The sequence below is a fragment of the Streptomyces sp. NPDC053513 genome (assembly GCF_044544765.1).
Lineage (GTDB): Bacteria > Actinomycetota > Actinomycetes > Streptomycetales > Streptomycetaceae > Streptomyces > Streptomyces litmocidini.
Genome location: NZ_JBITXP010000004.1, coordinates 452,427 through 469,411 on the forward strand (window position 1 = coordinate 452,427; position 16,985 = coordinate 469,411).

17 protein-coding genes are annotated in these 16,985 nt (G+C 70.4%); 6 read left to right on the forward strand and 11 right to left on the reverse strand.

The features are described 5' to 3' along the window. Positions 1-26: 26 nt before the first annotated feature. Positions 27-899 carry a hypothetical protein gene (locus ACIGW4_RS09865; RefSeq protein ID WP_399579569.1) on the reverse strand — a complete coding sequence of 291 codons (873 nt, stop codon included), beginning with the start codon at positions 897-899 and terminating at the stop codon, positions 27-29. 262 nt (positions 900-1,161) lie between these two features. Continuing rightward, complete coding sequence (locus tag ACIGW4_RS09870) at positions 1,162-2,208, reverse strand: ROK family protein (protein WP_399579571.1); 1,047 nt, start codon at positions 2,206-2,208, stop codon at positions 1,162-1,164. A 98-nt stretch (positions 2,209-2,306) separates the two neighbouring features. Between ACIGW4_RS09870 and ACIGW4_RS09875 the strand changes: the two genes are divergently transcribed. Together ACIGW4_RS09875 and ACIGW4_RS09880 are read left to right on the forward strand one after the other, a co-directional pair. Next, entirely contained in the window at positions 2,307-3,395 is a 1,089-nt protein-coding gene (locus ACIGW4_RS09875; RefSeq protein ID WP_398708508.1) for a Gfo/Idh/MocA family oxidoreductase, read from the forward strand. After that, positions 3,392-3,868 carry a heme-degrading domain-containing protein gene (locus tag ACIGW4_RS09880; RefSeq protein ID WP_359587400.1) on the forward strand — a complete coding sequence of 159 codons (477 nt, stop codon included), beginning with the start codon at positions 3,392-3,394 and terminating at the stop codon, positions 3,866-3,868. Before ACIGW4_RS09875 ends, ACIGW4_RS09880 begins: the two co-directional genes overlap by 4 nt. Before the next feature lie 122 nt (positions 3,869-3,990). Here the strand turns inward: ACIGW4_RS09880 and ACIGW4_RS09885 are convergent, their stop codons facing one another. The 4 genes from ACIGW4_RS09885 to ACIGW4_RS09900 form a co-directional block, all read right to left on the reverse strand. Then, a complete protein-coding gene (locus tag ACIGW4_RS09885; RefSeq protein WP_399579574.1) occupies positions 3,991-4,848 on the reverse strand; it encodes a fumarylacetoacetate hydrolase family protein in 858 nt (285 codons plus the stop codon). Between the two features lie 137 nt (positions 4,849-4,985). Then, positions 4,986-5,705: a YidC/Oxa1 family membrane protein insertase gene (locus tag ACIGW4_RS09890; RefSeq protein WP_399579576.1), complete on the reverse strand. Its 720-nt coding sequence runs from the start codon at positions 5,703-5,705 to the stop codon at positions 4,986-4,988. A 95-nt stretch (positions 5,706-5,800) separates the two neighbouring features. Then, positions 5,801-6,097 carry a DUF6412 domain-containing protein gene (locus tag ACIGW4_RS09895; RefSeq protein ID WP_123452677.1) on the reverse strand — a complete coding sequence of 99 codons (297 nt, stop codon included), beginning with the start codon at positions 6,095-6,097 and terminating at the stop codon, positions 5,801-5,803. 89 nt (positions 6,098-6,186) lie between these two features. Further along, positions 6,187-6,717 (reverse strand): winged helix-turn-helix transcriptional regulator, encoded by a 531-nt coding sequence (locus ACIGW4_RS09900; RefSeq protein WP_399579578.1) that lies wholly within the window; start codon positions 6,715-6,717, stop codon positions 6,187-6,189. 82 nt (positions 6,718-6,799) lie between these two features. Here ACIGW4_RS09900 and ACIGW4_RS09905 point away from each other — a divergent pair, with 82 nt between their 5' ends. Beyond that, complete coding sequence (locus tag ACIGW4_RS09905; protein WP_399579579.1) at positions 6,800-8,170, forward strand: MFS transporter; 1,371 nt, start codon at positions 6,800-6,802, stop codon at positions 8,168-8,170. On the opposite strand, the gene ACIGW4_RS09910 is transcribed toward ACIGW4_RS09905, so the two are convergent. Next, on the reverse strand, positions 8,159-8,989 hold the full coding sequence (locus ACIGW4_RS09910) for a class E sortase (RefSeq protein ID WP_399579581.1): 831 nt from the start codon (positions 8,987-8,989) through the stop codon (positions 8,159-8,161). The two genes, ACIGW4_RS09905 and ACIGW4_RS09910, sit on opposite strands and share 12 nt — an antisense overlap. 63 nt (positions 8,990-9,052) lie before the next feature. Here ACIGW4_RS09910 and ACIGW4_RS09915 point away from each other — a divergent pair, with 63 nt between their 5' ends. From ACIGW4_RS09915 to ACIGW4_RS09925, 3 genes are all read left to right on the forward strand, one after another. Then, positions 9,053-10,054 (forward strand): SEC-C metal-binding domain-containing protein, encoded by a 1,002-nt coding sequence (locus ACIGW4_RS09915; RefSeq protein ID WP_399579582.1) that lies wholly within the window; start codon positions 9,053-9,055, stop codon positions 10,052-10,054. 87 nt (positions 10,055-10,141) lie between these two features. Further along, entirely contained in the window at positions 10,142-11,026 is an 885-nt protein-coding gene (locus ACIGW4_RS09920; protein WP_399579584.1) for an HNH endonuclease, read from the forward strand. Continuing rightward, entirely contained in the window at positions 11,023-11,475 is a 453-nt protein-coding gene (locus ACIGW4_RS09925) for a very short patch repair endonuclease (RefSeq protein WP_399579586.1), read from the forward strand. The genes ACIGW4_RS09920 and ACIGW4_RS09925 overlap by 4 nt, the downstream gene beginning before the upstream one ends. On the opposite strand, the gene ACIGW4_RS09930 is transcribed toward ACIGW4_RS09925, so the two are convergent. From ACIGW4_RS09930 to ACIGW4_RS09945, 4 genes are all read right to left on the reverse strand, one after another. Further along, positions 11,472-12,635: a DNA cytosine methyltransferase gene (locus tag ACIGW4_RS09930; RefSeq protein ID WP_399579589.1), complete on the reverse strand. Its 1,164-nt coding sequence runs from the start codon at positions 12,633-12,635 to the stop codon at positions 11,472-11,474. The two genes, ACIGW4_RS09925 and ACIGW4_RS09930, sit on opposite strands and share 4 nt — an antisense overlap. 198 nt (positions 12,636-12,833) lie before the next feature. Further along, positions 12,834-14,660 (reverse strand): DEAD/DEAH box helicase, encoded by a 1,827-nt coding sequence (locus ACIGW4_RS09935; RefSeq protein WP_399579592.1) that lies wholly within the window; start codon positions 14,658-14,660, stop codon positions 12,834-12,836. Continuing rightward, positions 14,657-16,084, reverse strand: a complete 1,428-nt coding sequence (locus tag ACIGW4_RS09940) for a hypothetical protein (protein WP_399579593.1) — start codon at positions 16,082-16,084, stop codon at positions 14,657-14,659. Before ACIGW4_RS09940 ends, ACIGW4_RS09935 begins: the two co-directional genes overlap by 4 nt. A gap of 24 nt (positions 16,085-16,108) precedes the next feature. Further along, positions 16,109-16,792, reverse strand: coding sequence for a hypothetical protein (locus tag ACIGW4_RS09945; protein ID WP_399579596.1), 684 nt, complete (start codon positions 16,790-16,792; stop codon positions 16,109-16,111). Positions 16,793-16,985 lie beyond the last annotated feature (193 nt).

Sequence of the window (16,985 nt, forward strand, 5' to 3'; positions counted from 1 at the left end):
GAACGGGAAGGTGTACGGAGCATGGCTCAGCGGTGCCGGGGGCGGCGGGCGGCCCGCACCAGCACCGCGCCGATCAGCAGGAGGCCTGCGGCGAGCGGGACGAGGACGCGCGCGTACGCCTCCGACTCCCGTCCCGTACCGGCCAGTTCGCGGTCGGGCAGCGCGTCGGCGGGCCCCGCCGGGCGCCGGGTGGCGGACGCGCTGGGAGCGGGCGGCCGGACCTCCTTGCCGGGCGGCGCCGACGGGGCGGGCGCGCGGCTTGTGTCAGGTGCGGGGGGCGTGGCGGGCGCAGTGGGGGTGCCGGGCCCGGCGGGGCCCACGGTCAGGCGGTAGTCGCCGGACTCGCCGACCCAGTCGCCGTCCTCGCCCTGGCGCTGCACGACCGCCGCGTTCACGACGACCTCGTCGGGCGCCGTCCCCGCCTCGAACGCCAGGCGGACGGGGACGGTGAGCGTCCGGCCCCCCGGCACCGCGAAGCCGCCGAAGCCGGTGAACGCGCCCACGTTCTCGGCGTCCTCGGTCGACTCGAAGACCACCGGGCGCCAGAGCGCCGACCCGGCGTCGTAGAACTCGAACCGGATCTGCTCCGGGCGCAGGGCCCGGTCCCGGTCGGTGAGGACGAGCACCGGGTGGACGCCCGAGCAGGGGGCGTCGGTGGTGTTGGTGAGGTCCAGCTTCCAGCCCTGGAACGGCCCGCCCGCCGGGTAGTCCTCCGGCCCCCCGTGGATCCGGGTGTCCAACGGGAAGCCGCCGTCGTCGGGGGTGCCGCAGGCGGGGGTGGGCGGGTCGGGCGCGGGGGCGGCGAGGGCCGGGGCGGCGATCACGAGCGGGGCGGCCGTGGCGGCGGCCACGGTCACGGCGACGCGAACGCCGCGCAGACGCAGGGGGACGGGTGCCATGGCGGGTGCCTTTGCTGCCGGGTCCTGGAGGGCATGGGAACGGCGGAGACGCTGCCACACGGAAGGGAGCGGGCGGGTCAGCGACGCCGGGGGCGCCCCCCGTTGGACCGGCACATCCGCCCGATCGGCCTACTTTCCGATGATCGGATGGATGGTGGTGAGGAGGAGGCGGAGGCGGACTCGGCGCTTTCGAGGGCGAGGGAGGCGGACTCGGCGCTTTCGAAGACCGACGCCCGGTCACTTCCCGAGGGCCGAGTCCCGGTCACTTCCCGAAGACCGGTGCCAGTGTCAGCCATGCCGCGCCCTCCGCCACCGCGTCCCGGGCGGTCGCGAGGCCCACCGGGGTCGCCAGGTCGAGGCCGGCCAGCACCTCCCGTACCCCCGCCGCGAAGACCTCGGGCGCGGCCAGCACCACCCGGCCGCCCAGGAGGACCTGGTCGATGTCGAGGAGCCGGACGAGGTTGGCCGCGCCCACGCCCAGGATCCGCGCGGCCTCGGCGAGTTCGCCGCGCGCGACGGCCGCCAGGCACAGGACCTCCAGGCAGCCGCGCCCGCCGCAGCCGCACGGCGGGCCGTCGAGCCGGACGGTCTGGTGGCCGAGTTCGCCCGCCCCGGTCCTGTCCCCGCGCAGCGGCGCGCCGCCGAGGACGAGGCCGGCGCCGAGGCCCGTACCGAGGTGGACGTAGGCGAAGGAGCCGGGGGCGGCGGGGCGCAGGGCGAGGCCGAGGGCGGCGGCGTTGGTGTCCTTGTCGAGGACGACGGGCAGCCCGAGGCGGGCGACCAGTTCGTCCCGTACGGGACGGCCGGCCCACTCGGGGAAGCCGGTCACCCGGCCGGGCACCCCGGCGCGGTGGTCCAGCGGCCCGGGCATGGCGACCCCGGCGCCGAGGACGGGACCGCCGGACGGAACCTCTCCGAGCAGCGCCCGCACCTCCTCCGTCACCGCGTCCAGGACGGACCCCGGGCCCGCCCCCAGGTCCACGGGGCGGCGGCGCAGGGCGACGGCGGCGCCCGCGAGGTCGGACAGGAGGACCGTCAGCTCGTCGCGGTCGAGGTGGACGCCGACGGCGTACGCGGCGGAGGGCACCAGGCACAGGACCGTGCGGGGCTTGCCGCCGGTCGAGGCGCGGTGGCCGGCCTCCGTGGCGAGGCCGTCGGCCCGGAGCCGCGCGGTGATCTTGCTGACGGCCTGCGGGGTGAGGCCGGTGCGCTCCGCCAGCTCCAGGCGGCTGATCCCGGTCTCCCCCGCCGTGCGCAGCAGGTCGAGCACGAGCGCGGCGTTGTGGCTGCGCAGGGCCGGCACGTTCACTCCGACGACATCCCTCTTCACTCCCCCGACCTCCCTGTTCACTCTCCCATTGTCGCGGTCGCTTGCACTTTGGCAACAGCGTTGCTTAAGTGGCACGCATGACTGGCACCGACCCCCGCACCCCGCTCCGCGTCGGACTCGTCGGCTACGGCCTCGCGGGCTCCGTCTTCCACGCCCCGCTGATCGCCGCCTCCGAGGACCTCGTCCTCGCCGCCGTCACCACCGGCAACCCCGAGCGGGCCGCCGAGGCCCGTGCCGCCCACCCCGGCGTCCGGGTCGCCGCCCGCCCCGAGGAGCTGTGGGAGCGGGGGACGGACGAGCTGGACCTGGTCGTCGTCGCCTCCCCCAACAAGACGCACGTCGCCGTCGCCACGGCCGCCCTGGAGGCCGGTCTGCCGGTCGTCGTCGACAAGCCGCTCGCCGGGACCGCCGCGGAGGCCCGCGCGCTCGCCGCCCTCGCCGAGGAGCGCGGCCTGCTGCTCTCGGTCTTCCAGAACCGCCGCTGGGACGCCGACTTCCGCACCCTCCGGCGCCTCCTCGACGAGGACGCGCTCGGCGAGGTCCAGCGCTTCGAGTCCCGTTTCGAGCGGTGGCGCCCGCGGCCCAAGGGCGGCTGGCGCGAGTCGGGCGCGCCCGAGGAGATCGGCGGGCTGCTGTACGACCTGGGCAGCCACGTCGTGGACCAGGCCCTCGTCCTCTTCGGTCCGGTCGTCTCGGTGTACGCCGAGTCGGACGTGCGCCGGCCGGGCGCCGAGGCCGACGACGACACCTTCCTCGCGCTCACCCACGCGAACGGGGTCCGCTCCCACCTGTACGTGAGCGCCACCACCGCCCAGCTCGGCCCCCGCTTCCGGGTGCTCGGCCGGCGCGCGGGCTTCGTGAAGTACGGGCTCGACCCGCAGGAGGCGGCCCTCCGCGAGGGGCTGCGGCCGGAGCCGGGCACCGTCTGGGGCGCCGAGCCCGAGGAGCTGTGGGGCCGGATCGGTTCCGGCGAGTCGCCGCTGACGGGCGGCGGCACCCCGGTGGAGTCGCTGCCCGGCGACTACCCGGCGTACTACGCGGCCGTCGCCGCCGCGCTGCGCGGCACGGGCGAGAACCCGGTCACCGCGTACGAGGCGGCCGCCGCCCTCGACGTCCTGGAGGCGGCACGGAGGTCGGCGCGCGAGGGGATCGTGGTGAAGCCGTGACCGAGGTCGCCGAACTGGAGGCCCAGGAGGCCCGCCTGACGCTCCCCCGGTTCACGTACGAGGACGCCTGGACGCTCGGCACCCTCCTCGTCGACCTGGCCCGGGAGCGGAAGGCCCCCGTCGCGATCGACGTCCGGCGCGGGGCGCAGCAGCTGTTCCACTGCGCGCTGCCGGGATCCAGCGCGGACAACGACGCCTGGATCGACCGCAAGCGGCGGGTCGTCGAGCGGTACGGAGAGAGCTCGTTCCTGGTCGGGGCCCGTTTCCGGGCGAAGGGGACGACGTTCGAGGCGTCCTCGCGCCTCGACCCCGACCGGTACGCCGCCCACGGGGGATCGTTCCCGATCGCGGTCGAGGGCGCGGGCGTGATCGGCTCGGTCACGGTCTCGGGCCTGCCGCAGGCCGAGGACCACGCCCTGGTCGTCGAGGCACTGGAGCGACTGCTCGGCTCGTACGCGGCGGACGGGACCTGACCACGGGCCGGGCGCCGGACGCCGAGGGCGTCAGCGCCCGGCCCGCCGGATCGCCGGATCGCCGGATCGCCGGATCGCCGGGTCGCCGGATCACCGGCCCGTCGGATCGCCGGGTCGCCGGATCAGGCGCTCTTGAGCTCCTGCCGCTGCCGGCCGAGGCCCTCGACCTCCAGCTCGACCACGTCGCCGGGGCGCAGGTACGGCTTGGGCTCCGGCTGGCCCATGGCGACGCCGGCGGGCGTGCCGGTGTTGATGACGTCGCCCGGGTAGAGGGTCATGAACCGGCTGACGTACCGGACGACCTCGGCGACCGGGAAGATCTGGTCCGAGGTGTGGCCGTCCTGCTTGAGCTCGCCGTTGACCCACAGTTTCAGGCCGAGGTCCTGCGGGTCCGGCACCTCGTCGGCGGTGACGAGCCAGGGGCCGAGCGGGTTGAAGGTCTCGCAGTTCTTGCCCTTGTCCCAGGTGCCGCCGCGCTCGATCTGGAACTCGCGCTCGGAGACGTCGTGCGCGACGGCGTATCCGGCGACGTGCGCGAGTGCCTCCTCGTCGGTCTCCAGGTAGCGGGCGGTGCGGCCGATCACGATCGCGAGCTCCACCTCCCAGTCGGTCTTCACCGAGCCGCGCGGTACGAGCACGGTGTCGTCCGGCCCGACGACGGTGTCGGCGGCCTTGAGGAAGACGACGGGCTCGGCGGGGGTGGCCTGGCCGGTCTCGGCGGCGTGCCCGTGGTAGTTCAGCCCGATGCACACGACCTTGCCGATGCGGGCGACCGGCGGGCCGATGCGCAGCCCGGTGGCGTCGAGCGCGGGCAGCACGCCGGCGGCGGCCGCGCCCCGGACGCGGTCGAGGGCGGAGGCGTCGGCGAGCAGACCGCCGTCGATGTCGTCGACGAGGGCGGACAGGTCGCGGAGGGTTCCGTCCTGGTCGAGCAGGGCGGGACGCTCGGCTCCCGGCGGGCCGACACGCAGCAGCTTCATGGTCTTCTCCTTGTGGTCGAGGTGGGCCCGGGAAGGCCCAGAGGGTGCCCCGGCCGATGGAGTGCGGCCATCGGAGGATTGGTCGATCGTCCAAGACGACGGGTCAGTCTGCAAGACCCCGTTCACACACTGGACCCTTACGCGGGAGTAACCAGGGCGGCCTGCGGCATGTCCCGGTAGAGGAAGGCCCGCTCGACGGCGGTCCAGGTGGTGCTGGTGACGAGGTAGAGCGCGGCGGCCAGCGGGACGACGGCGACCGAGATCAGGGTCGCGAAGGAGAGCAGCGGCAGGTACCGGGCCATGCCCGCGGCCACCCCGGCGCCCGGCTGTCCGGGCTCCACCACGACCGGCGCGGGCTGCCGCCTGGCCCGGAGGTAGGTGTACGTGGCGACGGCGGCGACGATCGCGAAGAGCACGAGGTAGACCAGGCCGGCCGGGCCGAGGACGCCGCCGTGGGCGAGGGCGTCGGCGTAGTGGTCGCCGAGCGGGGCGGCGAAGAGACTGTGCCCGGCCATCCGGCCGCTGGAGAAGAGGTGGTACATCAGGAAGAACGCGGGCGCCTGGAGCAGGCTGGGCAGGCAGCCCGCGAACGGCGAGACCTTCTCCCGGGCGTGCAGCTCCATGATCGCCTTCTGCAGCCGCTCGGGGTTCTTGGCGTGCTTCTTGCGGAGGGCGGCGAGCTCCGGGGCGAGCCGGGTGCGGGCCTTCTGGCCGCGGGCGGCGGCGCGGGAGAGGGGGTGGACCGCGAGCCGCACGAACAGGGTGAAGAGGACGATCGCGGCGGCCGTGGCGGTGGTGGCGAAGAGCGGCTGGAGCAGGTCGGCGAGCCGCTCGACCAGGGAAGCGAAGACGTTCAAGGGAGCCCTCCGTGGGGTCTCGTCGTGCCGGGGACGGAATTCGGCATGACGGATCCGCGAGAGGTGCTGGTCGTACGGGTACGAGTACGGGCTCCCTACGCGGCCGTCGGGAGGGGACGGCCGGGAGCGCGGGGTCTGCGACGGCCGGCGGCGTCGGGGTCGCGCTGGGGCAGGAAGGCGGTGCGCCGCTCGCGGTCGCGGATGGCGGTGCGGACGGCGTGGGGCGGCACGGCGGGGGCCGTACGGGCGCCGAAGAGGGCGAGGACGAGGCCGGTCGCGGCGAGGGCGAAGGCGGCGGAGAGACCACCGCCGTCGGAGAGGAGCAGATCGGCGAGGGCGAGCAGGAAGAACAGCGGCGCGACGACGCGCAGGACCAGGTCCTTGATGGTCATCCCGTCACCTCCTCCGCTCGGTCGTCCGACGGTGAGGACGCACGACGGGGCCGGGAAGTTCCCACCCGGCGCGTCGTTCTTCCGGAAACTCACGTCTCCAGGGGAACGAGGAGGCGGCGGGGCCGGAGGAGAGCACGGCTGACGGGATCACCGGGGTCGGGGTCGAGCCTGGCGCCGGGCCGCATCTCGACGTCGGCGAGCGGCACGGGGACGCGGCAGGAGGGGCATTCGCCGTACGGGCCGAGTTCGGTGCCGCAGTCGGCGTGGTGGAAGTGGCGCAGCGGCGCGGCTCCGGGGACCTCGGCCCGGCCCCAGGTGGCGAGCGAGCGCAGGACGGGCCAGAGGGCGAGGCCGCGCCCGGTGAGCACGTACTCGTCGCGCGGGGGCGACTCCTGGTAGCGCCGCCGGTCGAGGACGCCGGCCTCGACGAGGGCCTGGAGGCGGGCGGCGAGGACGGCGCGGGGGATGCCGAGGTGGACGAGGAAGTCGTTGTAGCGGCGGACGCCGTAGAAGGCGTCGCGGACGACGAGCAGGGTCCAGCGTTCGCCGATGACCTCCAGGGCGCGGGCGATGGAGCACTGCTGCCGGGCGTAGTCCTTGCCGAGAGCCATGGGGTCCATCGTACGCACAACGGGTTCGGTGAACGAACCTTGCTGCTACCTTAAGGTTCATTCACCGAACCGACAGGTGGAGGTCCCCGTCATGCCCCCGCTCACCGCCACGGCCCCGCCCGGGGCCCGCGCCCGCGCCGGCCGCCCCCGTGCCACCCTCGCCGTCACGGCCGCGGCCACCGCGGTCGCGCTGATGAACTACACGGCGCCGATGCTGACCCTCCCCGACATGGCCGCCGCCTTCGGGACACCGGCCTCGGCGCAGGCCTGGCTGCTCAACGGCACCCCGCTCGGCCTCGCCGTCCTGCTCCTGGTGGCCGGCAGCCTCGCCGACGCGCACGGGCGGCGCCGGGTCTTCCTCCTCGGCACCCTCGCCCTCGGCCTCACCACCGCACTCGGCGCCCTCGCCGGCTCGACGCTCGCCTTCACCCTGGCCCGGATCGCCCAGGGCGCGGCGAGCGCGGCCGTCCTGGCGGGCAGCCTGGGCCTCCTCGCCCACGCGTACCCGGCGGGCCGGGACCGGATCAGGGCCACCGGGATCTGGGGCGCCTCGGTGAGCGCCGGCATCGCCCTGGGCCCGCTCCTCGCGGGCACGCTGAGCCTGGCGGACTGGCGGCTGGCGTACGGGACGCTGGGCGCGGCGGCACTGGCGATCGCGGCGACGGGGACACGGATACTGGCCCACGACCAGGCGCGGAAGGCGGAAGCGCCCCGCCCCGACATCGCGGGAGCGGTCACCCTCGGTCTCGCGATGTCGGCACTGCTCACCGCGCTCACGCTCGGCCGTGACGGCTGGCTGCGGGCCCCGGTGGGCCTGCTGCTGCTCGCGGCCGCCGTCCTGACAGGGCTGTTCACGGCGGTCGAGCGCCGGAGCCGGACGCCCATGGTGGACCTGGCACTGCTGCGGCGACCGGCGTTCCTGGCGTCGACGCTGGGGGCGCTGTTCACGGGCCTGGCGGTGATCGGCCTGTTCAGCGTGGTGCCGGCGCTGCTGCAGGGCGGGGCGGGGATGACGCCGCTGGGCTCGGCGTGGCTCTTCCTGCTCTGGTCGGGCACGGCGTTCGTGGCGGCGCTCCAGGCCCGCCGACTGGCGGGCCGGCTCTCCGCCGCGTACCAACTGGCCCTGGGGTTCGCGCTGTCGGCGGCGGGGATCCTCGCCCTCCTCGGCGGCCTGGAAGGCACCTGGCCCCGGCTCGTCCCCGGCCTCCTGCTCGCGGGCGCGGGCAGCGGCCTCCTGAACGCGGCGCTGCCCCGCCTCGCGGTGGACTCGGTGCCGCCGGAGCGGGCGGCGATGGGCTCGGGCGCCAACAACACCGCCCGCTACATCGGCTCCTCGGCGGGGGTGGCCCTGACGCTGGCCCTGGTGACGGAGGGCCCGGACACGGCGCTCCTGGTCTCGGCGGGACTGGCGGCGACGGGAGCGGTGCTCACGCTCGTCCTGGGCCGTGGATCATCCGGTTGACACCAGCTTCGCCCAGACGACGAGCCGGTAGGCGCTGCTGAACTCGGGGGTGCAGGTGGTGAGCGTGAGATAGGCGCCGGGAGCGTCGTACCCGTAGGAGGGCCTGACGAGGGACCGGGGGACGTCCCGGATGACTCCGACGTCACGGGGAGAGGTCGACGGCAACACGAGATCGACGCGATAGACATAGGTATGCGCACGCGTGCGCACGGAAATCCGGTCCCCGCCCCGGAGCCGGTCGATGTACCGGAAGGGCTCGCCGTGGGTGTTCCGGTGCCCGGCGAGGGCGAAGTTCCCGACGCGCCCGGGCCCGGCGGTGCCGGGATAGTGCCCGACGTACCCCCTGTCGAGGACGGACCGCTTGGAGACGCCCTCGGCGACGGGGACGGTGAGCCCGAGGCGGGGGATGCGGAGGACGGCGAAGGCACCGGAGGACGGGGAGGAGGCGGCAGGGGACGCCCCGGAGGACACGGAAGACGCAGAAGGCACGGAGCCCGAGGACTCCCCAGCCCCAGCCCCAGCTCCCTCCCCTTCCCCTCCCCCTACGTCGGATTCACCGGGCGAATCACCGGGAAGACCGCCCCCGTCCCGGACGGGAGGAGAGATGTCCCACTCACGCTCCAGGACGCTCACCTGCTCCCGGGCCTCGGCGCGGGCCTCCCGGTTGGTCCACCAGAGCTGATGGACGACGAGAAGCAGGATGAGAACCCCGCAGGTGACGGCGGTCTCGGCGCCCAGCCACAGCGCGCGTGCGCCCGTACGACATCTTCCCCGCCCCTGGACGACGACCGGCACCCGCTCCCGTTGCGTGACGCGCACGCCGGGCACGATAAGCGCTGGGGCGCCAACTCTCCAGGCCCGTACAGCAGTACGGTGGAGGGCATGCGCCCAGACACGCCTGCCGCCCACCTCACCGAAGCCGAGCGTCTGCTGCGCACGGCAGCGCAGTACCCGGGAGACCGGGAACCCCTCTACCTCCGGGCCGCGGCCCATCACGAACTGGCGGGGGACCGCCCGGCCGCGACGGCCCTGTACGACGAGCTGCTCGCCGGGGAGCCGGCGAACCCGCACCTGATCAGGGCGCTGAAGGCGGCGAACCTGTGGGAGTACGGCCACGAGGCCGAGGCCCGCGCGATCATCGACGGCCTGCGGCGGACGAAGCCGGCGGACGCGGCGGCGTGGCAGATCACGGCGGAGACGCTGGAGGCGCACGACGAACTGGAGGCGGCGGAGTCGACGCTCACGGAGGCGACGGCCCTCCTGATCGCCTCCCCTCCGGAGGACCTCCCCCACCCGACCCGCTCCCTGATCACCACCCGGCACCGGATCCGCCGGATGCTGGCGCTGCCGCACGACGACTGGGACGACGTGGCGGACCGCCTGCACACGGGCACGGTCGGGCTGGACGAACTGCACGACCCGAAGCGCCTGTGGTCGCTCGGCTCCTCGGACCCGGCGGAGCTCCAGGCGGAGATCACCCGCCTCCGCTCGGAACTGGGCACGTACCGCACGGCCCTCTCCCGCCCGTTCCCGGTCGCGGTCCTCCACTGGCCGGAACCGGAACTGAACGAGCTCCTGGCGGCCTACCCGGAGCTGGAGGCCGAGTACCCGACGTACCGCGCCCACCTGACGGACATCGAGGCCTCCCTCCGCGAACTGTCCCAGGCGGGCACCCCGAACCTGGGCATCGTCCGCGCCACGGTCCCCTCCTACGAAGCCTTCGCCGCCTCGGAATCCACCCACCCCTCGAACGCGGACCTCCTCCCCCAGTACGCCACGACCCTGGCGGCCCGGGGCCGCGCGACGGCCTGGCCGCCGGCGCGGGGGGCGGAGTGCTGGTGCGGGTCGGGGCGGGCTTATGGGGAGTGCCACGGGGCGGAGTGATCTCTGACCCGTGGGCCTTGCCGAAAGCCATCTGCCTTAAGCAATGATGGAGCCATCTTTCGTCAACCCTGAACCTCTGGACGTCATATGCCTCCCGAGATCGAGACACGCCCTCTTCCCCAACCGAACACCCCCGAGCTTCACGGTCTGGTCTCCGACGCAGAAACCCGCGCGGTCTACCGTGTGCTCTACGAGGCCGAAACCACCCGCCTCACCATGGGGGAGATCAGGGATCGTGTCAGTTCACTGACGGGGAAGTCCAACCTCCAGCTAGACCGTCGGCTTCGGTCCCTTCGGGCCTATTTCCTCGTCCCCGCTGTCCGGGACCCACACCACCCTCAACGCTTCACTTATGCGCTGCACGGCTGGCAGCCCGACGCGGATCAGCGAACGGCGCGAAAGCGCATACGGGCCTCCGACCGCGCTTTTACGCTCCACACGTACGGATACCGCTGTGCCGCCTGTGGGCGAACTCCCAAGGATGACCACGTCAAGCTCGTCATCGACCACAAGGTGCCTCTCGACCTCGGCGGTACGAACGAAGTCGAAAACCTCCAGCCGCTTTGCGAGGAAGACAACCACGCCAAGCAGGCCCTTTTCTCAGACCACGAGGAGAGCGCCGAGGCGCTGCGGGTCTCCCTCAGCCTTCCCGAGGCCCACCTCCGGATTGGTGAACTACTGAAGGCTATGGAAGGGATAGAAGTACCCAAGGAACTCATAGCACTCGTAGCCAGGGAGGAGAATCACGGAGATCCCACAAGGCGCATGCGTGAACTCAGGGATCTAGGATGGAAAATAAAAAACTCCAAACGGAAGGCAGGGCGGCGCTCTCTTTCGTTCTATCGATTGGACAGCTGGGAGCCCTGGCCGCCCGGCGGACCTAAAGCTGCCATCGCCAGGATGAAGCATGCTCGAAAGCAGGCCCGCCGACTGGAGGCCGGCGCTCTGAACGCTTCAGAAAGAGAAACATGAGCAGTCCCGAACCGTGGGTACCCCCAGAAGGCTCCTGGGCCTCGTCCGCTGCACGACGCCGCAACATGCAGGCCATCCGAAGCAGGGATACAAAACCCGAACAGCTGATCCGCCGCCTCGTCCACGCCCGAGGGCTCCGCTACCGAGTAGCGGCCAAACCCCTGCCAGAGCTTCGCCGGACAGCAGACATGGTCTTCCGCCCGGCGAAGGTAGCCGTTTTCATCGATGGCTGCTACTGGCACGGCTGCCCCGAGCACTACGTTCCGCCTAAGACCAACTCTGGCTACTGGTCGAAGAAGGTCGAAGGCAATATCGCCCGGGATCGCGATACCGACCAGCGGCTCGCGGCTGCGGGGTGGGTGGTGCTGCGCTTCTGGGAACACACAGCAGCAGACGAATGCGCTGCCGAGATCGCCCGCACCGTCACGAGGAGACGGCAGACGCTTTAAATGAGGGAGCCCTGAGCCGACTCCCACGTCATGCCGTCCGGCTCCAGATCTCCGGCAGGAGGCGCAAGCACAGCGCCCTGCCGCTCTAGGGCTTCCCTGATAGCACGGCCCACAGCCTCGGCTACCAGCGGAGGGAAGGCATTGCCCACCTGGCGATAGCGCGCGGTTTTCCGGCCAGCAAACTCCCACTCGGCCTTCTCCGGGAAGCCCTGGATCATTGCTGCCTGCTCCACGGTCAGCATGGGACCGAGCCCCTTCTGAGGATTACCGAGATCTCTCTCCAGGTTCACTTCGTGCTCGTCGTTGGCAACACCCATACCGTTCACCCCGAGTGCAGCCCACGCCCTCTTGGCCCGGGTAGGTCCAAGGTCAGCCCCGCCATGCTTCTTGGAACCGCCAACCAGCGTAGGAGCCACACTCCCTCTACCGGCGTCCTTGAGCCACTTTTCGAACCCCTCAGGGCGGCCGGCCTCAACGAAACGACGCTTCATGGATTCCTCTAGGACCATGGCGACCGTGACCCGCTCCTTCCTGGGAGCTGGCCACTCAAATCCTCTGTACTGATCCTCTCGAATGGCAACCAAAATTGCCCTGGGCCTTAGCTGGGGCACTCCATAGTCGGCGGCCTCGAGCAGCCTCCAGCCGCATACCACGTACCCCGCATCACGAAGACGCTGTTTAATTTCCTCACGGTATTCATAGAACTTAGCCCACGGCTTGACCAAACCGGCGACGTTCTCGATCATCACCGCGCGGGGCTTCAGCTCTTCGACAAGGTTAAGCATGGTCGGAAAAAGGTCCCGCTCATCATCCCGGCCCAGCTGCTTTCCCGCGACGGAAAAGGGAGGGCAAGGAACGCCTCCGGCAAGGAGGCCGAGTTCCTTCTCAGCAATCGGACGCTTCATGCGTGCGTTGAACTTCTCAAGATGCTCGGCGGGACGGAACTTCGTCACATCCATTTCCAGGACGTCACATTCCGCCGCAACGTCAGCTCCCCAGCGCTCCGCCTTGATGACGTTGAGCTCCAGCGTCTTCGCCGCGTGTGTGTCGATCTCAACAAGCGCGAGGTGACGGAACCCGGCCCTGTGCAGACCGACGGCCTGCCCCCCTGCGCCCGCGCAGATCTCAATCGACGTCAGCGGCTGACCGCTGGAACTCATCGGATCCTCCTGGTGTGACTAACTGCAGACACGCAAGTGTCGCATCCGCCGGTGACATCCCCCAGCGCCAGTACAGTCTCCCAGGCCAGTCGGCCCGGCGTGTCACCTACCGCCTTGACAATGACACGCCCCCTGGCCGACCGCTCCGCGCGTCCGGGCAGCTACATGACCGGCTCTGCACGCGAAACGTCCTCCCCGTCACCGGACGGCCGGTAGCCCCATGTGACTCAACAGAGCGGCCATGTCGCTAGGCGCCAGGCCAGCAGCTACCGCCGGCTCCTCTTCAAGATCCGCGAGCTGCTGCACCGAAGGATCATCAAGGATCCTCCCCATGAAATCGAGCTTCTGCTCCAGCCTCGTCATCACCACCTCGTCGACGGTATGGCGGGCCACGAGGACCGTGGCGTTCGTTTCGGTGCCTGGCGGGAGACCGAGACGATGGATCCGGTCCATGCTCTGGAGGAAGCGACCTGCCATGAAATCGCGGTCCACATAGACGGCATCGTGGCAGACCTGGTGCAGGCTGATCCCCTCCCCCAGAGTGGCCGGATTAGAGATCAGCACCATGCAGTCCGGATCCTCGCGGAAGCGCCGCAGCTGCTCCTCTCTGTCGGGGGTCCCGCCGTACACAACGGCAGGACCGAACTTCCCGAGAAGCTTCTCAAGAGTGGCCAGACTCCGGACGAAAGTTGTCCATACCAGAGTCTTGCGTCCTTTTTCCGCATTCTCGGCCACGATGAGAGCCGCTTCCTGATACTTAGGCGACATCTCGTGGTCGGGAAGGTTCTGCATCAAGGTGTACAGCGAGCTTCCTTGCGGCACTTCCAGCGGCGGAAGCTGATAGGCGAGCGGGTCGTACCGGTTCGCTCCCTCGGTCAGAAGCGCAGGACACACCGCCGCCATCAGCAACCGCAGTGCCGTCTTCCCCAGCGCGCTGAGATCTTCGCGTGCCGTGCCACTCGCCTCCCCCCCTACTAGCGATGCGTAAATCTCCTCATGCAGCGGTGGCAGGTCCACGTACCGCATCTGAAGCGACATCGGCGGGAGGCCGAGCTCCTGTTTGGTCGTACGGGTGAACAAGGGCCGCAGGACCGTGCTTGCATACGCCAGGTCTCCGCCAGCAACCGCCTGCGTGACCGTGCGCTGGCCATGCCCAGGCCAGACGAACCCGAGCAGGTTCTCCAGGTCCTTCGCTCCGTTAGGGGCCGGGGTACCAGTGAGAATCAGCCTGCGCCGGGCGAGTGGCCCGAGAGCCATACAGGCAGCGCCGTAAGTGCCCCGCGCACCGAGCTTCATTCGATGCGCCTCATCAAGAATGATCATCGAGGGCCCAGCCTTCAGCCAGGCGGCCAGCATTGTGAGCGACCGATCCAGTCGCTCATAGTTGACGATCAGCACCTCGGCCCACTGGTCGTAGGACCTGCCAAGGATGTCCGTGCGCAGTGAGTGCCGGAAACAGACTGCGCTCTCGTACTGCCATGCTTCGTATGCGGACTTCGGGCAGACGATGAGCAGCCGGTTAACCTTCCCCTGCGCCTTCTGGCTGGCGTACACGGCCAGGCCTACACGCGTCTTGCCGGCACCGGGCACGCTGAAGTTGGCACCGTGCTGAAGCGAGAGCAGCTTGGCGACATCACGCCGCTGGAAGTCACTGAGATCAGCTTTCCACTCCTCTCCCAGCAGAAAGGGGACCTCGTCGGGACACGTCTCTTCCGTACGGTCCGGCGCGTCCAGGCGGTCCTTTACTGCTTGGGCGTCCTGAAGGACACCGACGACCAGCTCTTGAAGCTCCGGGGCCCACTCCACACCGGACTCGTCCGGCCAGGAGGAGAGTGCGCCCAGGCCCCCCAACAGGTCGTTGAGTTCGACCACAGCCGCTACGGGGCCCAGCTGGCCGCCCGACCGGAACCGGGCAGTCAGCTGGACGAGTTCGTCGCGGTGTTCTTCCGTCGTCCGGAGAACGACCTTCGTGCGCGTCTCATCGAAATCGAGACGCAGCGACATACCCATGGTGACCTCGCTCATCCTGAGGTCTCCAGGGAAACGGCCTCGATAAGCCAGGCCACACCGTCACCAGGGGTCTTGGCTCCCCGCCCAGCCTGCTGAGCGAGCTTCCGCAGGCTCTCACGCAGCTTCAATACGGCCTCGTCCAGCGCTTCCTCATCAAGACTGCGCGAAGCCCGTGCCTGCACAAGCTCCACCACGCTCTGGTCGATGTCCGCGCAGGCATCCGCGATACGGGCGGGCGCCATCTGCTTCCTCTTCTTCAGCCTGGCGTCACGGCCCGCGGCGTCGATCGCCTGGTCAAAGGCTTCACGGGCCTCCTGGAAGACGCCTTGGGCCTGCTTCCTGTCCTGTTCGGAGGCCGTGTCACTCGAGGCACTGGCCATTGCCTTCGCGCGGAGCACCTTGTCGTTCAGAGCCCGGGCTTCCGAAACCGCGGAGGAAGCACCGGGAAGCGTCACACCGCCCAGCCCCGGGATGGACACGGCCGCCGGTGCGTCCGCCGGTGCGCTGAATTCAGGCGACATCGTCCGGGACAGGTACCGGTCACGGAAACTCTCATCAATGTGCCGTACGTCCGTCTTGGCGAAGCCCATGACGATGGCCGCCATGCGGAGCTCCTTCAACACGTCCGCGCGGTCAGGATCGACCCCGGCGAGCTTTTCGTATGCGCGGTGCAACTCCTTGAGCTTCTCCTGGTGGTCCTCGAAGTCGACGAGTCGCAGCCCGGGTGCATCACCGTTCCCACTGCGCGAGATCTGCTCGCGGATCGTGCCCAGAATCCAGCGCTCCTGGTGGTAGGTGGACGGCCGGATGCGAAAGTCCTTCGCGATGGCGTCCGGCGTCCGCCCAAGCCTGGTCTGCTCCTCCATGGCGAGGAGACGGTTGATGTACGAGTAGTCCCGCCGGTGGTCCCGGCGCAGCTGCAGGGCCAGCTCAACGGAACTGATATCAGCCCAGGTGAACGACTCCGGCAGCACGCCCACCCGCATCGTCTGCTGGCCCAGCTCGCGAAGCGCCGCCGCACGCGTGTTGCCATTGACGAGGATGCCGCTGTGGGTGATCAGGCCGGGATCATTCTGCCCGAACTGCTCGAGGCTCTCCTTGAGCTTGTCGAAGTCCGGATCCCTGCGGTTGGGGTCAGCCGGATCGGCCTGGAGAAGGAACTGCAGGTACTCCTGGCTGCCTCCCTTCCAGGGGTCCGCGTCCAACGCCGCGTCCCTGGCGGGGTCATGGCTGCGCTGCGCCCTGATGCGGTGGGTTCCGGGATTGTAGAAAACAGAGCTGATGGGGCAGTCGATCACCTCGCAGTGAAGCGCCTGGCCGTTCCAGTCCACCGTGACAGTCTCACGGGTTCCGCCGGCACTCTTCACGTCCTCAAGCCGCTTCCTGACCAGCTCGCTGAACTCGGCAGCGCGCGGCGGCGGCGGAAATTCCTGCTTCATCTGGTTACCGCATCCCCTCGTCTGTTACTTGTCCGTGCCGTTCAGAGCGTCCCGCACCGCGTTGCGGGCCGGCTCAGGCAGGGTGCGGTACTCACCCCAGAGCCGCTCCAGCGGGCTGGGGTCACGGCGGTCGACGTTCAGCCAGCTGAGGAACACATCCCGCTCCAGCGGAGTAAGGCGCTCAATGCTGCCCAGTACGCCCGCCAGATCCGCCTGGCGCTGACGGCCTCCCACCCGGCACCGGTTGCACTCGGTGACGAGCTGGATCTCGCTCGTCCCGTCCGCCATCTGGACCTGCCGCCGCGCGACTTCCAACTGTGCGTCCTGGCCACCGTCGCCAAACGACTCACCCGCACCGATGCCACAGGACCGGCAGAGGAAGCTGTCTGCCACGAAGACCTTGGTCCGCTGGGCCGCGGTGAGCCCGGACTTCTCCTTCGGGGACTTCGACTGCCCGGGAAGCCAGATGTCAGCGCCCTTCTTCACGAAACGCTGCTCATCGAGGTGGAGCGACTCGTCCTCACGCCTGGTGTCGATCTGCCAGTCGTGATCTCGCAGGTCGCGTACCCGGCGGTCAATCTGTGCCACCTCGGGGAACGCCGCCCGCAACTGCCCCTTGGTGAAGATGTTTCCTTCCCCAACCTCCGACACCAGCCACAGGCCAGCGCGCACCTTGCTGCCGAACGACTTGTCGAGCCACGACGGCATTGCCACTTGCATCCTCCGCTCAACGAACACCCTGGAGAGCCGTCCACCAGCAGCGCAAACCCAGAGGCCCGCTCTGCCGGACTTCCGGCTGGCTCAACCATTCAGCACGGCGGCCAAGGGCGCCGTCCACCCCCAGCTGGCTTTGCGCGCAAGGTAGTCAAAACTCCTTACTGCACAATGAACTACGGGCGTT

What these genes read in the sequence shown, in the direction of transcription:
- ACIGW4_RS09900 (WP_399579578.1), bottom strand. Translation starts at nt 6,717, where the DNA reads ATGGACCCCATGGCTCTCGGCAAGGACTACGCCCGGCAGCAGTGCTCC.
- ACIGW4_RS09875 (WP_398708508.1), top strand. Translation starts at nt 2,307, where the DNA reads ATGACTGGCACCGACCCCCGCACCCCGCTCCGCGTCGGACTCGTCGGC.
- ACIGW4_RS09920 (WP_399579584.1), top strand. Translation starts at nt 10,142, where the DNA reads ATGCCTCCCGAGATCGAGACACGCCCTCTTCCCCAACCGAACACCCCC.
- ACIGW4_RS09915 (WP_399579582.1), top strand. Translation starts at nt 9,053, where the DNA reads ATGCGCCCAGACACGCCTGCCGCCCACCTCACCGAAGCCGAGCGTCTG.
- ACIGW4_RS09945 (WP_399579596.1), bottom strand. Translation starts at nt 16,792, where the DNA reads ATGCCGTCGTGGCTCGACAAGTCGTTCGGCAGCAAGGTGCGCGCTGGC.
- ACIGW4_RS09940 (WP_399579593.1), bottom strand. Translation starts at nt 16,084, where the DNA reads ATGAAGCAGGAATTTCCGCCGCCGCCGCGCGCTGCCGAGTTCAGCGAG.
- ACIGW4_RS09865 (WP_399579569.1), bottom strand. Translation starts at nt 899, where the DNA reads ATGGCACCCGTCCCCCTGCGTCTGCGCGGCGTTCGCGTCGCCGTGACC.
- ACIGW4_RS09930 (WP_399579589.1), bottom strand. Translation starts at nt 12,635, where the DNA reads ATGAGTTCCAGCGGTCAGCCGCTGACGTCGATTGAGATCTGCGCGGGC.
- ACIGW4_RS09905 (WP_399579579.1), top strand. Translation starts at nt 6,800, where the DNA reads ATGCCCCCGCTCACCGCCACGGCCCCGCCCGGGGCCCGCGCCCGCGCC.
- ACIGW4_RS09935 (WP_399579592.1), bottom strand. Translation starts at nt 14,660, where the DNA reads ATGAGCGAGGTCACCATGGGTATGTCGCTGCGTCTCGATTTCGATGAG.
- ACIGW4_RS09895 (WP_123452677.1), bottom strand. Translation starts at nt 6,097, where the DNA reads ATGACCATCAAGGACCTGGTCCTGCGCGTCGTCGCGCCGCTGTTCTTC.
- ACIGW4_RS09885 (WP_399579574.1), bottom strand. Translation starts at nt 4,848, where the DNA reads ATGAAGCTGCTGCGTGTCGGCCCGCCGGGAGCCGAGCGTCCCGCCCTG.
- ACIGW4_RS09925 (WP_399579586.1), top strand. Translation starts at nt 11,023, where the DNA reads ATGAGCAGTCCCGAACCGTGGGTACCCCCAGAAGGCTCCTGGGCCTCG.